The 15,602-nt window shown below is 41.9% G+C and carries 9 protein-coding genes and 7 tRNA genes; 4 read left to right on the forward strand and 12 right to left on the reverse strand.

Annotation, left to right across the window (positions count from 1 at the left end; genetic code table 11):
- Positions 1–36: 36 nt before the first annotated feature.
- Together lptG and lptF are read right to left on the reverse strand one after the other, a co-directional pair.
- On the reverse strand, positions 37–1,095 hold the full coding sequence (lptG, locus tag L2672_RS04680; protein WP_248994667.1) for an LPS export ABC transporter permease LptG: 1,059 nt from the start codon (positions 1,093–1,095) through the stop codon (positions 37–39).
- A complete protein-coding gene (lptF, locus tag L2672_RS04685) occupies positions 1,092–2,207 on the reverse strand; it encodes an LPS export ABC transporter permease LptF (protein WP_248994668.1) in 1,116 nt (371 codons plus the stop codon). Before lptF ends, lptG begins: the two co-directional genes overlap by 4 nt.
- 275 nt (positions 2,208–2,482) lie before the next feature.
- Between lptF and pepA the strand changes: the two genes are divergently transcribed.
- From pepA to L2672_RS04705, 4 genes are all read left to right on the forward strand, one after another.
- Positions 2,483–3,991 carry a leucyl aminopeptidase gene (gene pepA, locus L2672_RS04690; protein ID WP_248994669.1) on the forward strand — a complete coding sequence of 503 codons (1,509 nt, stop codon included), beginning with the start codon at positions 2,483–2,485 and terminating at the stop codon, positions 3,989–3,991.
- A 153-nt stretch (positions 3,992–4,144) separates the two neighbouring features.
- On the forward strand, positions 4,145–4,594 hold the full coding sequence (locus tag L2672_RS04695) for a DNA polymerase III subunit chi (RefSeq protein WP_248994670.1): 450 nt from the start codon (positions 4,145–4,147) through the stop codon (positions 4,592–4,594).
- 31 nt (positions 4,595–4,625) lie between these two features.
- Positions 4,626–7,538, forward strand: coding sequence for a valine--tRNA ligase (locus tag L2672_RS04700; protein WP_248994671.1), 2,913 nt, complete (start codon positions 4,626–4,628; stop codon positions 7,536–7,538).
- A 482-nt stretch (positions 7,539–8,020) separates the two neighbouring features.
- Positions 8,021–10,753, forward strand: a complete 2,733-nt coding sequence (locus L2672_RS04705; protein ID WP_248994672.1) for a glycosyl hydrolase family 18 protein — start codon at positions 8,021–8,023, stop codon at positions 10,751–10,753.
- Positions 10,754–11,139: 386 nt separating this feature from the next.
- Here L2672_RS04705 and L2672_RS04710 read toward each other — a convergent pair.
- From L2672_RS04710 to L2672_RS04755, 10 genes are all read right to left on the reverse strand, one after another.
- Positions 11,140–11,214 (reverse strand) — tRNA-Gln (locus L2672_RS04710).
- Positions 11,215–11,257: 43 nt separating this feature from the next.
- Positions 11,258–11,342: transfer RNA gene (locus L2672_RS04715), tRNA-Leu, on the reverse strand.
- 89 nt (positions 11,343–11,431) lie between these two features.
- Positions 11,432–11,508: transfer RNA gene (locus tag L2672_RS04720), tRNA-Met, on the reverse strand.
- 26 nt (positions 11,509–11,534) lie between these two features.
- Positions 11,535–11,609, reverse strand: a tRNA-Gln gene (locus tag L2672_RS04725).
- 37 nt (positions 11,610–11,646) lie between these two features.
- Positions 11,647–11,721: transfer RNA gene (locus tag L2672_RS04730), tRNA-Gln, on the reverse strand.
- Positions 11,722–11,767: 46 nt separating this feature from the next.
- Positions 11,768–11,852 (reverse strand) — tRNA-Leu (locus L2672_RS04735).
- 45 nt (positions 11,853–11,897) lie between these two features.
- Positions 11,898–11,974, reverse strand: a tRNA-Met gene (locus L2672_RS04740).
- A gap of 258 nt (positions 11,975–12,232) precedes the next feature.
- Positions 12,233–13,324 carry a redox-regulated ATPase YchF gene (gene ychF, locus L2672_RS04745; protein WP_248994673.1) on the reverse strand — a complete coding sequence of 364 codons (1,092 nt, stop codon included), beginning with the start codon at positions 13,322–13,324 and terminating at the stop codon, positions 12,233–12,235.
- A gap of 63 nt (positions 13,325–13,387) precedes the next feature.
- A complete protein-coding gene (gene pth / locus L2672_RS04750; RefSeq protein ID WP_248994674.1) occupies positions 13,388–13,975 on the reverse strand; it encodes an aminoacyl-tRNA hydrolase in 588 nt (195 codons plus the stop codon).
- 118 nt (positions 13,976–14,093) lie between these two features.
- Positions 14,094–15,347 carry an FAD-dependent monooxygenase gene (locus tag L2672_RS04755; protein WP_248994675.1) on the reverse strand — a complete coding sequence of 418 codons (1,254 nt, stop codon included), beginning with the start codon at positions 15,345–15,347 and terminating at the stop codon, positions 14,094–14,096.
- Positions 15,348–15,602 lie beyond the last annotated feature (255 nt).

Here is a 15,602-nt window from a genome sequence, read left to right on the forward strand (position 1 = left end):
TTAACGCGGCCTTTTTGATTAATTAAGCAGTAAACACTACTTACGAATATAATAAAATGCACCTGCGGTAAATAACAAACTAGGCGCTACGGCACCTATCACTGCGGGTAGCTCATATACAATACTCATGGGGCCGAAAATCTGATTACAGATATAAAAACTAAAACCTGCCACCACACCTAACAATACTCTAGCCCCCATTGTTACTGTACGTAATGGGCCAAACACAAAAGACAACGCCACCAAAATCATCACTGCAACGGTTATAGGCTGCATGATTTTACGCCATAACGCTAACTCATATCGGCTGGCATCTTGCTGGTTATTTTCAAGATAGTCTAAATACCCTAATAACCCTTGAATAGATAATCCTTCTGGTTTCACGGAAACCACTTCAAGTTTGTCTGGGGTTAAACTAGAACGCCATGTTTCACTAGCCTCATGCTCTAACTCAATTTTCTCATCGGTTAAGTGAGTCGTAGTCACATCGGTTAATGCCCAAGCATCTTGCTCAAATTTTGCATTTTCTGCTCGAATAATTTTGATCAGTTTTAGGTTTTCATCAAATTGATACAAAGACACATTTGCCAGATCATTTACCGTTCTAACCTCGCCAATATTGACAAATAAGTCGCCATCTTTAGCCCAAATTCCTCGATGTGAAGCAATTAAACTACCACCAGAGGTTTTAACGGCTTGTAGCTCTTTAGCTGACTTTTCTGCAACTGGTGCGCCCCACTCTCCTAATGCCATCACCATTATCATCAGCGGAATGGCCGTTTTCATTGCTGATTGGGTAATTTGCAAACGCGACATTCCCGAGGCCTGCATCACCACTAATTCAGAATTAGACGCCAACATGCCCATGCCGATTAACGCACCTAACAATACCGCCATAGGGAAAAACATTTCAATGTCACGTGGCACAAGATAAAGCACATATACACCCGCATCCATCATAGTATAGCTGCCGCGCCCCACAACCCTTAATTGGTCAACCCATTTAATAATACCCGATAGACCCGTTAAAATAAGTAAGCACATTGCAGAGGTGCCGATAATGACCCTTGAAATATAAAAATCGATAATATTCATGCGCTCACCTGCTTATTTCGCTTGAACATATTCATCAACTTGGCGGTTTTCGGCCTTTCTTTACCCAACAACAATACTCCCATGACTAGCGCACAAACATGAATCCACCACATACCTAAATAGGCAGGAATCACCTCATCTTGTAAGGCTTTTCGCCCTGCAACCATTAAACCAAAGTAACCTAGGTACAATAAAATGGCTGGGAACATTTTGGCAAACTTACCTTGGCGAACATTCACTCTCGCTAACGGAACCGCAATCAAGGTCAGTAAAGGGATAGAAATTGGAATTGCTAAACGCCACTGAAACTCAGCAACGGCTTCAGGACCTGGAGTATCCAATAATGTGTCAATCGGCATAGCAGAAAGTTTACGGTTACGTTGGTCAACTTCTTGCTCTTTAATTTCCATTTTATAACCACCAAATTCAACAATTTGGTAATTCATTTTATTCGGGCTGCCTTGATAACGTAAGCCATCTTCAAGTTGCAGTAATTGACTACCAAACTCATCTTCAATCACTTTACCTTGCTTAGCGACAATAATATTAGCTACGCCTTGCTCATCATCTTTTTCGGGTAATTGAGCCACAAACACTTTATCAAGGTCGTTATTTTTGCCTATTTTTTCAACAAACAATACCGCCCTGCCATTAGGGCTGGCCTGAAAGCGCCCTTGAGTCAGCGCAGCTAATCCGGCTTCCGATTGCGCTTGCTCTAATACTTGGTTTTGCCTCTCTTCAGCCCAAGGAGAAACATAGATCGCCAGATAAGCGGTAAACACCATGTTAATCAGCGCTAAAATAAGTGTCACCCGAGTCACGTACCACTCACTCACACCGACACCGTGTAATACCACCATCTCGTTTTCGGCATACATTCGCCCGTGTGCGAGTAAAATACCCAGGAAGAAACTCAGCGGTAAAATTAACACGGTTAATTGAGGCATATTTAGCCCCAGCAAGGTCACGACTAAAGACGCCGGAAACTCACCATCTGAAGCATCACCTAACACACGCACAAACTGTTGGCTAATAAAAATAGTTAACAGCACAGTGAGTACCGCTAACTGGGCTTTTAACACTTCACCAATCAAGTATCTAAATACAATCACAAATAGGATCCAAGGGCTAAACTTATCTTTTTACTGGTATCAGAGTTTCATTCATGTAAACTGTCTACTTTTAGCAGTTTTGATAGTTTTCTGACCAGCTCGGAAGGTGCTAAACTACTATGGTTGACAGCAGAATGGCTGGGTATTTTAAAACGCCCATTTTATCTATAAGCCAATAGCTTATCACCTTAACGTTTATCTCTGGCCTAACCGCCAGAATTTAGAACATTATCTTATAAATATAAAAATTTGTCTTTAAGAATCTAGGAGTGCTCATGGAGTTTAGCGTAAAGAGCGGCAGCCCCGAAAAACAACGTTCAGCTTGTATTGTTGTAGGTGTTTACGAACCGCGCCGTTTATCAGGCATCGCAGAGCAGTTGGATAAAATCAGTGAAGGCTACATCAGTAACCTTCTTCGCCGTGGTGATCTTGAAGGAAAGCCTGGGCAAATGTTATTGCTTCACCATGTACCTAATGTACTAAGTGAGCGAGTATTATTAGTGGGTTGTGGCAAAGAGCGTGAGTTAGACGAGCGCCAATACAAACAAATTATCACTAAAACTATTAATACTTTAAACGAAACTGGCTCAATGGAAGCCGTGTGTTTTTTAACTGAGTTACACGTTAAAACTCGCGACACTTATTGGAAGGTTCGTCAAGCTGTTGAAACAACGCACCAAAGCCTTTATAGCTTTGATGCATTGAAAACACGTAAAGGTGAAACCCGTCGCCCATTGCGTAAAATTGTCTTTAATGTCCCGACTCGTCGTGAACTCACCATTGGTGAAAAAGCGATTGAGCATGGTGCTGCAGTTTCTGAAGGTATGTCGTTATGCCGTGATGTTGCCAACATGCCACCAAATATCTGTAATCCTGCTTACCTTGCTTCTCAAGCTCGTCAAATGGCCGAAAACTATGAAAGCCTAAAAGTCAGCACAGTCGGTGAAGAGCAAATGGCCAAACTAGGTATGAATTCATATTTAGCGGTAGGTCGTGCCAGCGCCAATGAATCCATTATGACAATTATGGAATATCAAGGCGCAGTTGATAGCACTCAAAAGCCAATTGTACTGGTAGGTAAAGGGTTAACCTTCGACTCGGGCGGTATTTCATTAAAACCAGGCGAAGCCATGGACGAAATGAAATACGACATGGGTGGCGCTGCGGGTGTTATTGGTGCCATGAAAGCCTTATGTGAAATGAAGCTGCCAATTAATGTTATTGGTGTGCTGGCCGGTTGTGAAAACATGGTGTCAGGCAGTGCTTATCGTCCAGGCGACATTTTAACAACCATGTCAGGCCAAACTGTTGAAGTGTTAAATACTGATGCTGAAGGCCGTTTAGTATTGTGTGATGTTTTAACCTATGTTGAACGTTTTGACCCAGAGCTAGTTATCGACACCGCAACCTTAACCGGTGCATGTGTAGTTGCTTTAGGTAAACATGCTTCAGGTTTATTTAGCTCTCATAATCCACTGGCTCATGAGATTTTAAATGCCGGTGAACAAAGTGGTGACCGCGCTTGGCGCATGCCACTATGGGATGAATACCAAGACTTATTGGACAGCCCATTTGCAGATATGACTAACTTAGGCGGTCGTCCAGCAGGGTCAATTACGGCAGCGTGTTTCTTATCTCGCTTCGCGAAAAAGTATAACTGGGCACATTTAGATGTGGCTGGTACTGCTTGGAATAGCGGCGCCAATAAGGGCTCAACGGGTCGTCCAGTACCGATTTTATCTCAGTTCTTGATTAATCGTTCTGGTATTGAAATTGACGAATAAGCTCAGTGTATTCTGAGCAATTTGTTAATCGCAATTAACATAAAGGTGAAGAAGCCATTCTTCACCTTTTTTGTATCATCTCAATCATTAACCTCATCGATATTTTAGTGTAAACTTGCCCCCATCTTTTACCTTGGCAAATGGCCCTTACTTATGACTCAAGCATTATTCTTATTAATGCCAGAAAATCATCAAGCATCAAACGCAATCGACAGCGTTTATTTAGCCGCCTGCCAAATTGCTGAGCAACATTACAGACAGCAAAAACTGGTCTATATTCACTGTAATGATAAACAGCAAGCCTATGCCATTGATGAATTATTATGGCAATTTGAGCCCAGCGCTTTTGTGCCTCACAACCTCAAAGGAGAAGGGCCTGCACAAGGCTCACCTGTTGAGATTGGATTTGACAAGCTTGGGCCAAATAAAAGTCGTCAAGTTCTGATTAATCTTGCAGACCAAGCCCCTCATTTTGCGGTAAACTTAGCGCAAATTATCGATTTTGTGGCTAATGATGATGCTTTAAAAGGGATAGCAAGAAAACGCTACCGTGAATATCAAACACTTGGGTGCCAAGTGACAACCCAAGCATTAGCCAAATAACACTAAATTTAGATTGAGATAAAACGCTCCCATGGAAAAAACATACAATCCCAAGTCCATCGAACAGGCTCTATACCAAAACTGGGAAGAGCAAGGTTACTTTAAGCCACATGGTGATGAATCAAAAGGCAACTACTGCATTATGATCCCACCACCAAATGTTACTGGTAGCCTACACATGGGGCATGCGTTCCAAGATACCATCATGGATACGTTAACCCGCTACCAACGCATGAAAGGTAAAAATACCTTATGGCAAGTGGGTACCGACCACGCAGGTATTGCTACTCAAATGTTAGTTGAGCGCAAACTTGAAGCGGAAGAAGGTAAAACTCGTCATGATCTTGGTCGTGACACCTTCATCGACAAAGTGTGGGATTGGAAAGCGCAATCAGGCGGCACTATCACTAAACAGCTACGCCGTATGGGTGCATCGGTCGATTGGGATCGTGAGCGTTTCACTATGGACGAAGGCTTATCAAAAGCAGTACAAGAAGTGTTTGTACGCTTATATGATGACGAGTTAATTTACCGTGGTAAGCGTTTAGTAAACTGGGACCCTAAACTGCATACTGCTATCTCTGATCTAGAAGTCGAAAACAAAGAAAAACAAGGCCACATGTGGCACTTCCGTTACCCGTTAGCCGATGGTGAACTCACCGCTGACGGTAAAGACTATTTAGAAGTAGCAACAACTCGACCTGAAACCATGTTAGGTGATAGCGCGGTAGCCGTTCATCCAGATGATGAACGTTATCAATCATTAGTGGGCAAGTTTATTTTACTTCCTATTGTTAACCGTCGTATTCCGATTGTAGCTGACGACTATGTTGATATGGAATTTGGAACTGGCTGTGTAAAAATCACCCCTGCACATGACTTTAACGACTATGAAGTCGGTAAGCGTCACCAACTACCAATGTATAACATTTTCACCTTAGATGCGGCTGTTCGTGCATTTGTGGAAGTGATTAACACTGACGGCACACCGAATAAAGACATTGAAATCGCCCTACCTGAGCGTTATGTAGGTTTAGATCGTTTTAAAGCACGTACTGCAATTGTTGAAGAGTTTGAAACCTTAGGTTTACTCGAAAAAATTGCTCCACACGGTTTAAAAGTGCCTTACGGTGACCGTAGTGGCGTGGTTATTGAACCATTACTTACCGACCAATGGTATGTCGCGGTTGCGCCGATGGCTAAAACAGCCATTGAAGCGGTTGAAAATGGCGACATTAAGTTTGTACCTCAACAGTACGAAAACATGTACTTCTCTTGGATGCGTGACATTCAAGACTGGTGTATTTCACGTCAGCTTTGGTGGGGACACCGTATTCCTGCTTGGTACGATGAAAACGGTAAAGTTTATGTCGGGCGTAACGAAGCTGAAGTGCGTCAAAAGCATAAGCTAGCTGACTCAGTTGTGCTTCGCCAAGATGATGACGTACTGGATACTTGGTTTAGTTCTGCACTATGGACATTCTCAACCTTAGGTTGGCCTGACAATTTAGAAGATCTAAAAACCTTCCATCCAACCGATGTGTTGGTTACCGGTTTTGACATCATCTTCTTCTGGGTTGCCCGTATGATCATGATGACCATGCACTTCATTAAAGATGAAGATGGCAAACCACAAGTGCCTTTTAAAACTGTTTATGTTACTGGCCTTATTCGCGATGAAGCGGGTAACAAAATGTCTAAGTCAAAAGGCAACGTACTTGATCCACTAGATATGATTGACGGCATCGAGCTGGAATCGCTGGTCGAAAAACGTACCAGAAACATGATGCAGCCAAAACTGGCCGCTAAAATTGAAAAAAGTACCCGCAAAGAATTTGCAGAGGGTATTGAAGCTCATGGTACTGACGCCCTGCGCTTTACCTTAGCGGCAATGGCATCAACGGGTCGTGACATTAACTGGGACATGAAGCGTTTAGACGGTTACCGTAGCTTCTGTAACAAGTTATGGAATGCTTCTCGTTATGTGTTAATGAACACTGAAGTTCAAGCTGATCCAGAAAGCAATGAAGCTGGCGAACCATTAGATTGTGGCCAAATACTCCATGATGGTAAACAAGGTGAAATGCAACTTTCACTTGCTGACCGCTGGATTATCGGGTTATTTAACCAAACCGTTAAAACCTTCGACGATCACATGGCCGCTTACCGTTTTGACTTAGCCGCTAACACTTTATACGAATTCACTTGGAACCAATTCTGTGATTGGTATTTAGAACTAACCAAGCCTGTTTTACAAAATGGTAGCGAAGCAGAGCAACGTGGTACTCGCCATACATTGGTCACTGTACTTGAGCAAATGCAGCGCTTAATGCACCCAATCATGCCATACATTACTGAAACCATTTGGCAGCGTGTTAAACCGCTAGCTGGTGTAGAAGGTGATACCCTAATGTTGGCTGAGTTCCCAACATTTAATGCTAACAAGGTCGATGAAGTGGCCATGGCAGATTTAGAGTGGGTTAAACAAGTCATTGTGGCTGTACGTAATATTCGTGCTGAACTGAATATCGCGCCATCTAAACCGCTTAATGCCCTATTACGTGGTGTAAGCGCCCAAGATAAAGCCCGTATTGAAGCTAACCAAGCATTCTTCAAAACCTTAGCTAAATTAGAATCTATGACGATTCTTGCTGAAGGCGATACCGCGCCAATGTCTACCACGCAATTAGTCGGCGAAATGGAGTTATTAATTCCAATGGCAGGCTTAATTGATGTTGCAGCTGAAATGGCACGTATCGACAAGCAATTAGAAAAGTTAACCCAAGAAATTAACCGTATTGAAGGTAAGCTATCTAATCAAGGTTTCGTTGCTAAAGCCCCTGCTGCAGTGATTGAAAAAGAGCGTGCTAAGTTAGCAGATTTATCTCGTGACATGGACAAGATGAACGAGCAAAAAACTGAACTGGCTAAATTAGAAGCTTAAGCATAAATTACACCACTGTTAAATTGCTAAAAGGCAACCTTCGGGTTGCCTTTTGTTTTTAGCGACTCCACCTAACGCTGAAGGCCTAATGACATTTAACTCGCTTCCCCCTCACGTGATAAAAAACCAATGGCATTTGCTTACGCCAAAATAATGAGGGCACCTGTCTTTGGCGACGGTGTTGTCATATTACTGAGCTCATTACTGTTAGTTTAAATGCTATTAACCATTGAATTAAAATTTAATCACTTTAAATCAATAGCAGCGGATTATTCATTGTTTTAGATTGGACTTAATGAAGTATTTTTAATGCTGGTTATCCTATTTTTACAGATTGAGCTTAATTTGAGGGGCTCCCAAAAAATCAATATTTTTGGAAAGCTTCAGGAAGTAGGGATGCATTTTTTAATTGGGAAGATTGGCTAGTGCTCATTCAAGCCTAGCTTGCTTCACAATACTGACTTATCTTGGAGTGATTTAACATGAAATATTGCAATGTATTTAGCCATAAATCTTGGTTACCCTTAATCCCCCTCAGTGCCATTGCATTAACGCCATCTGCTTATGCGGCAGCACCAGGAAAACCCTCAATCTCTTGGGGAGACTATACTTACGCTTTAGTTGATGTTCATAAATCAGCTGTTCCATATGAACAACTGATTAAATCAGTTAAAGATGAAGTACAAGTTGATGTATCTTGGAATATTTGGTCTGGAGACCCTGCTAACCAGATTTCGGTGTTAGTTCAGGGTAAAGATCAATCTTTTACCCAAGTATGGACAGGCGATGGTTCTTTAAGCTCAGCCAGCTTTACAATGAATAAAGGTGGCTTATATGATATGTATGTTAATGCTTGTAATAATGACGGCTGTACAATGTCTGATAAAAAGTCGCTTACAATAGCTGATACCGATGGTAGTCACCTATCGCCACTGTCAAATACATGGGTAGAAAACAATACCGCTTATACTAACTCCTCGGGAAAAATAGTCGGCACATATGCAGTAGAATGGGCAGTGTATGGTAGAGACTACCCATTTGACAAAATACCCGCAGCCAATTTAACAAGGCTTTTGTATGGCTTTATTCCTATCTGTGGCGGAGATGGATTAAATGACAGTTTAAAAACCATTCCGGGTTCATTTAACTCACTTCAACGTGCCTGTACAGGACGAGATGATTTTAAAGTTGCCATACACGATCCATACGCCGCGCTTCAAAAGTCACAAAAAGGGGTTGATGATTGGACATCACCTTATAAAGGAAACTACGGGCAAATGATGGCGATGAAAAAAGCCAATCCCGCCCTTAAAATTTTACCTTCTATCGGTGGCTGGACTTTATCAGATCCTTTCTTTTTTATGGATGACCCTGTTAAACGCGCAACTTTCGTTGCATCTGTTAAAGAGTTTTTAGAAACTTGGAAATTTTTTGATGGAGTAGATATTGACTTTGAGTTTCCTGGTGGAGGCGGAGCCAACCCGAATCTTGGCGATAAAACAAAAGATAGTGATACTTATGTTTCGATATTAAAAGACCTAAGGCTCATGCTTGATGAGTTAGGCGCTGAGAAAGGGCGTTATTATGAGTTAACATCCGCAATTGGTGTCGGGTCAGATAAAATAGCCGTAGTGGATTATGCCGAAGCCTCTAAGTATTTAGATAACATTTACATGATGAGTTATGACTTTTATGGCGCATGGAGTAATAATGAGTTAAACCACCAAACAGCACTTCATTCCTCTTCAGTAAATACCATTAATAATAAATACTATGCATCTAAAGGTGTTGAGCTGTTATTAGCACAAGGTGTTGCAGCAGAAAAGTTAGTGTTGGGTGCTGCAGCATATGGTAGAGGTTGGACAGGCGTTAATAACTATCAATCTGGTAACCCATTTACTGGAGAAGCCACTGGCCCTATTAAAGGTACGTGGGAAGATGGCACTCTTGATTATCGAGATATCGTTGATAACCACATGGGAGGGGATTGGAAATATAGTTATGATGAACAAGCTGAAGCCCCTTATTTGTTTAACTCTACTACTGGCGGATTAATTACATATGACAATCCTCGCTCCGTTAAAGCCAAAGCAAACTATGTGCTTAATCAAAACTTAGGCGGAATTTTTCATTGGGAAATCGACGGAGACAATGGAGATCTAATAAATGCAATGCATGATGGTTTAGGTCACTCGGTTGTCACTAATTTACCGGGGCAACCTTCGCCAACGCCCAACATTCCTACTGTCGTTACAGAACAGAAAAATAAGGCACCAAAAGCGATTATTGATGTTTATGAAAAAGACAGTTATCAGCGTAAAGAGTTTATTGGCCCGATGTCAGGAGTATTAGATGCTAAGCAATCATATGATCCTGAATATGAAACACTATCTTATCTATGGGAACAAATTTCAGGGCCAGCTGTGGTGATTATTGATGCTGATAAAGACCAAGCTACTATTGATTTTCCACAAGTTTCTTCCAAAACACATTACAAGTTTAAATTAACTGTTAGTGATTCATTTGGAGAAGTCGACAGTGCTGAAATTGAGCTAACGAATATATCACCTACAGAAAGATATGCTCCCCCAGTAAAACTTGCTACAGATAGATTACAAGTTAATGAGGGCGTTGAATTTGACGTCATTGCCCATGTATCCACTGATAACGTTAATCCTGTCGCGTATACCTCTTGGAGCGTGCCTGAGAGTTTTACTATTATTTCAGGTGAAACGAGTAATATCGTTAAGATTAAAGCACCTAAAGTTGATGCTGATCAAATCTATATTATCTCTGTAAATGCCTCTAACGGTGACAAGAGTAACTCCGCATCGATGGAAATACATGTGAAAGATATACCATTGACTGCTCAACAACCTGATCTAAACTCAAAATGCTCTGCCGTTGATCCAAAAGCTTCACAGTTTGATAAATGGATAAACACAGCAGTATATACTCAAGAAACGGTTAGTCACTTAGGCTTAGTATATAAGGCCAAATACTGGAATCAAAATGATGAACCAACCCCTTCATCGCAAGCTTGGAAGTTAATGTCTGAGGTTGAATTGCCTTGGAACCCTGATGTTGCCTATCAAGGTAAGGCGCAGGTCGACCATAATGGCTCGAGATGGCAAGCAAACTGGTGGATTATCAACCATGAGCCACGAATGGGAAGTACCGTATGGAAAAATATCGGTCCGGCAAAATGCCCTTAACGATTATTCCTTAGCGCAATTAATCGAAATAGTTTAATTAATTCTCGATGTGGTTAGCGAAAGCTAACCACATTTTTGTGTAGAAGGGATATACCAATTGACTATTCAATACGCTTTAGCTGGCTCACATTTTGAAATCTAACATTAGGCTACATGGTATTTAAAATAAACGACTCATTATAATTGAAATACAATCAAATTAAGTCTTAAGATTTTATCACTTAATGACAATGACCTATCTCACTAACCTAGACGTTATTGAGCTCATTAAGCAATAAAAATACTATTAGAATATATAGTTAACTAGAAATCTATAGCCGCAATTTCAACGCCTATTGAAGCCTTATAACGCAAAAAGCCTGTCGTAATGACAGGCTTTTTTAATATGGCTGGGGTACCAGGATTCGAACCTGGGAATGCCGAGATCAAAACCCGGTGCCTTACCACTTGGCGATACCCCAAAAAATTTTTTATATCGAAAGGAATTACTTTAGATGTGTTTGATGGTACGGGAGGAGAGACTTGAACTCTCACACCTTGCGGCACCAGAACCTAAATCTGGCGTGTCTACCAATTTCACCACTCCCGCATCAAACTTTTTACGAGTATACCCTAATTATTTATAGAGTAAACCGTGATATTTACTAGCTGGCAACTTTACCATTGCACCTAGAAATATGGTAGCAATGGCGGGACTTGAACCTGCGACCCCAGCATTATGAGTGCTGTGCTCTAACCAGCTGAGCTACATTGCCACATCTTTTTGCCTTAATAAAAAAGATGGCTGGGGTACCAGGATTCGAACCTGGGAATGCCGAGATCAAAACCCGGTGCCTTACCACTTGGCGATACCCCAATAATCGATCATAAGATGATTACGTCTTACTAAATAATGGCTGGGGTACCAGGATTCGAACCTGGGAATGCCGAGATCAAAACCCGGTGCCTTACCACTTGGCGATACCCCAACTAAAACTTTTTGAAAAATCCGCTATAAGCCAATCTTTCGAATAATGGTACGGGAGGAGAGACTTGAACTCTCACACCTTGCGGCACCAGAACCTAAATCTGGCGTGTCTACCAATTTCACCACTCCCGCACAACATGTTCATGTTTTACATCTTGAACTCACATTAAGTGAAGATGGTAGCAATGGCGGGACTTGAACCTGCGACCCCAGCATTATGAGTGCTGTGCTCTAACCAGCTGAGCTACATTGCCACTTTGTATTTCTTCATCCCTCTTAGCGAGGAACGGGGCGTATTATGCTGATTCACGTTGTCTAGGTCAACAGCTTTTTTCTGCTTATTTCATCATTCTTGCTTATTCGGCTATAACTTCACCAAACTGAATAATGTTCCAACGAATTTTGCCCCTAAAACTCGTATTTTTGCATCATATTGGTGAATTTTTTATTTGTAGTGGTGACAAATGATGATGTCACCACTTACAGATGAGTAAAATTCAAACTCAAAAAAGTTATACGTTGAATAAGAAGTGCATCACATCACCGTCTTTAACGGTATAAGTTTTACCTTCAACACGTAATTTGCCCGCTTCTTTAGCACCAGCTTCACCCTTGTGGGTGATAAAGTCGTCATATGACATCACTTGAGCACGAATAAAGCCGCGTTCAAAATCAGTGTGAATAACACCCGCTGCTTGTGGCGCTGACGCCCCAATGGCAACCGTCCATGCGCGTACTTCTTTCACACCTGCGGTAAAGTATGTTTGCAAGTTAAGTAAACTGTAGCCTGCACGAATCACTCTATCAAGGCCTGGTTCTTCTAAACCTAAATCAGCCATAAATTCGTCACGCTCTTCAGCGTCCATTTCAGCTAATTCTGATTCAATTGCAGCACATACCGCAACAACAACTGCATTTTCAGTCGAGGCGATTTCTCTTACCGCATCAAGATGTGGATTATTTTCGAAACCATCTTCTGATACGTTAGCAATATACATTGTTGGCTTTAACGTTAGGAAGTTTAGGTAAGCAACAGCGGCTAACTCTTCTTTCTCTAATGATAGCGAACGCAGCATTTTGCCTTCATCTAATACTGGACGCATTTTTTCTAATACTTCAACTTCAAACTTAGCGTCTTTATCGCCGCCTTTAGCTTTCTTTTGTTGACGTAAAATAGCGCGCTCTAAGGTATCTAAATCAGATAACGCTAGCTCAGTGTTGATCACTTCAATATCACGTGCTGGGTCAACTTTATTAGCAACATGGACAATGTTTGGGTCTTCAAAACAACGCACTACATGGCCAATAGCATCGGTTTCACGAATGTTAGCTAAAAATTTATTACCTAAACCTTCACCTTTAGACGCACCCGCAACCAAACCTGCAATGTCAACAAACTCCATTGTGGTTGGTAAAACACGTTGTGGATTAACAATGGCGGCTAACGCATCTAGGCGTGGATCCGGCACTGGCACAACACCGGTGTTTGGCTCAATTGTACAAAACGGAAAGTTAGCCGCTTCAATACCTGCTTGTGTTAGTGCATTAAACAGCGTTGACTTACCTACGTTTGGCAATCCAACAATGCCGCATTTAAAACCCATATGCTTACCTTTATATGTAAATTATCTAATTGATAATGTCTTTTGAAATTGAGTATCGCAAAGCTATTCAGCTTTAAACGAATGTAATCTGTTCATGGCTTTCACCATATCTTCTTTAAATAGAATTTCTGTCGCGCGTACAGCTTCGTCTACCGCAGCATTAATTTGTTGTTGCTCGGTGGCAGGCGCTCTACCTAAAACATAACCACTAACACGGTTTTTATCACCAGGGTGACCGATACCGATGCGTAGGCGATGAAAACCTTTGTCGTTACCTAGGCGTGAAATAATATCTTTTAAGCCATTATGCCCACCATGGCCGCCGCCTAATTTAAACTTAGCAACACCTGGTGGCATGTCTAACTCATCATGAGCAACCAGAATCTCTTCAGGCAGAATACGGAAGAAACTCGCTAAAGCCGCGACAGACTTTCCACTTAAGTTCATAAATGTCGTCGGGATCAATAATCGTACATCGCGGTGATGTAACGTCACTCGAGCCGTTAAACCGAAGTATTTGCTGTCTGGTGTCAACGGCGTATTACAAATGCGCGCAAGCTCTTCTACATACCAAGCCCCAGCATTATGACGGGTTTGAGCGTATTCAGCACCAGGGTTAGCTAACCCCACTATTAACTTAATCTGACTCATGATGACCTAAATCTTAATCAACTGGACTGGCTAAATTATCTTCACACAGCCGTAAAACGCGGCATTTTAACACTCAAACTCGCTGTCAACAAACACCCATTAAACATCCACTGACCATTTACCCTAACCCAAGAGCATATTTAAGCACTTTTTGCTTAATAGGGCTGTCAATATTGGCCAGCTTTAATGCACCATTACGCAATAATTTAAGCGGTAAAAGATTATTACTAAAGCCACTATAAAAAGCATCCATCGCCGTCATCATTAATAAGTTATCGCCATATCGTGCTTGTTGGTATTTTTTGAGCACAGTGGTATCCCACCATACTTCACCACTCCCCATCGCTTTGGCAATTTGGCTCACCAGTTGATCAACATCTTTAAAGCCTATGTTAACGCCCTGCCCTGCTAACGGATTAATTGTGTGGGCGGCATCACCAACAATCACCACATTATCTTGGTAATATTGCTGTGCATGGCGGCGGGTTAAGCCGAAGCTCCCCTTAGCCAGTACGGTAAAGTTGCTATCAAGTCTTGCAGGAAAGTGCTGCCTTATTTGTTCCGCTAATTGAAGCGAGTTAAGTTGCATTAACTGTTTAATTCGACTGGGCGAGTCATACCACACCAATGAAGCATGATTACCGGGTAATGGCAGTAAACTTCTAGGGCCTTGGGGGGTAAATTGCTGCCAAGTGACTGTCTGCTGTGGCGTTTGAGTTTCGATATTAATCAGCATAGCCGACTGAGCATAGTCCCAGCCTGTAACCCCTATTCCGGCCCACTGTCTAACGTGTGAATTTGCCCCGTCAGCACCGACTAATAAATGTGCAGTTAACTGCTGACCGTTATCCAGTTTAACTAATACTCTAGCGGTGTTTTGACTATCAGCAGCAATGCGCTGAAACTCGCTGACCTTGGTTGGGCAAAACAGTGTCACATTATCGAGGGTGGCAATTTTGTCCCACAAACACAGTTGAATTAAGCGATTTTCAAAAAAATAGCCTAATAAGGGTTCATTTATTTGCTCAGCATGAAACTGAGTAATACAGCCTTCTAATTCCCATGTTTCCAGCCCGGTATAAGGCACATGACGTAATTCCAGTAACTTATCCATCACCCCGAGTCTTGCAAGTAATTGCGCAGAAGCAACACTAATAGCAGAAACTCTAACATCCAGTGGCTGGCTGGGTTCAAATTGTTGCGGTGGTCGAGTATCAATAACCGCCACAGATAATCCTAATTCACCTAACCCGACAGCAACGGCAGCGCCCACCATGCCCCCCCCATTAATGATCACATCAAAATGTTTAGCTTGATGTTGTGCATCAGATGTTGATGCCACGTTTTGCAGATTGGGTTGATTTTGAGTCATGGGACTTCCTTGGATAAAAAACACTTCAGCCAAGTGTGTACAAACATGTCATTCATGGCCAAATTATGAACAAATATTGCTATAAGGGGTTATTGTCACACTTGCTTACAAAGGCAACATAATTTACACGCAACCCTTGACTAAACTGGAATTGTCTAACTTAAGTTCGTATCAAAAAAGGTGCCTACACCGCACCTGTTCCACCAGCCAATGTTGGCTACGTTACTACGCGACTTTGTTGTTGCGTAAAGTGAG

The sequence above is a fragment of the Shewanella gaetbuli genome, assembly GCF_023284065.1.
GTDB classification, from domain to species: Bacteria; Pseudomonadota; Gammaproteobacteria; order Enterobacterales; family Shewanellaceae; genus Shewanella; species Shewanella gaetbuli.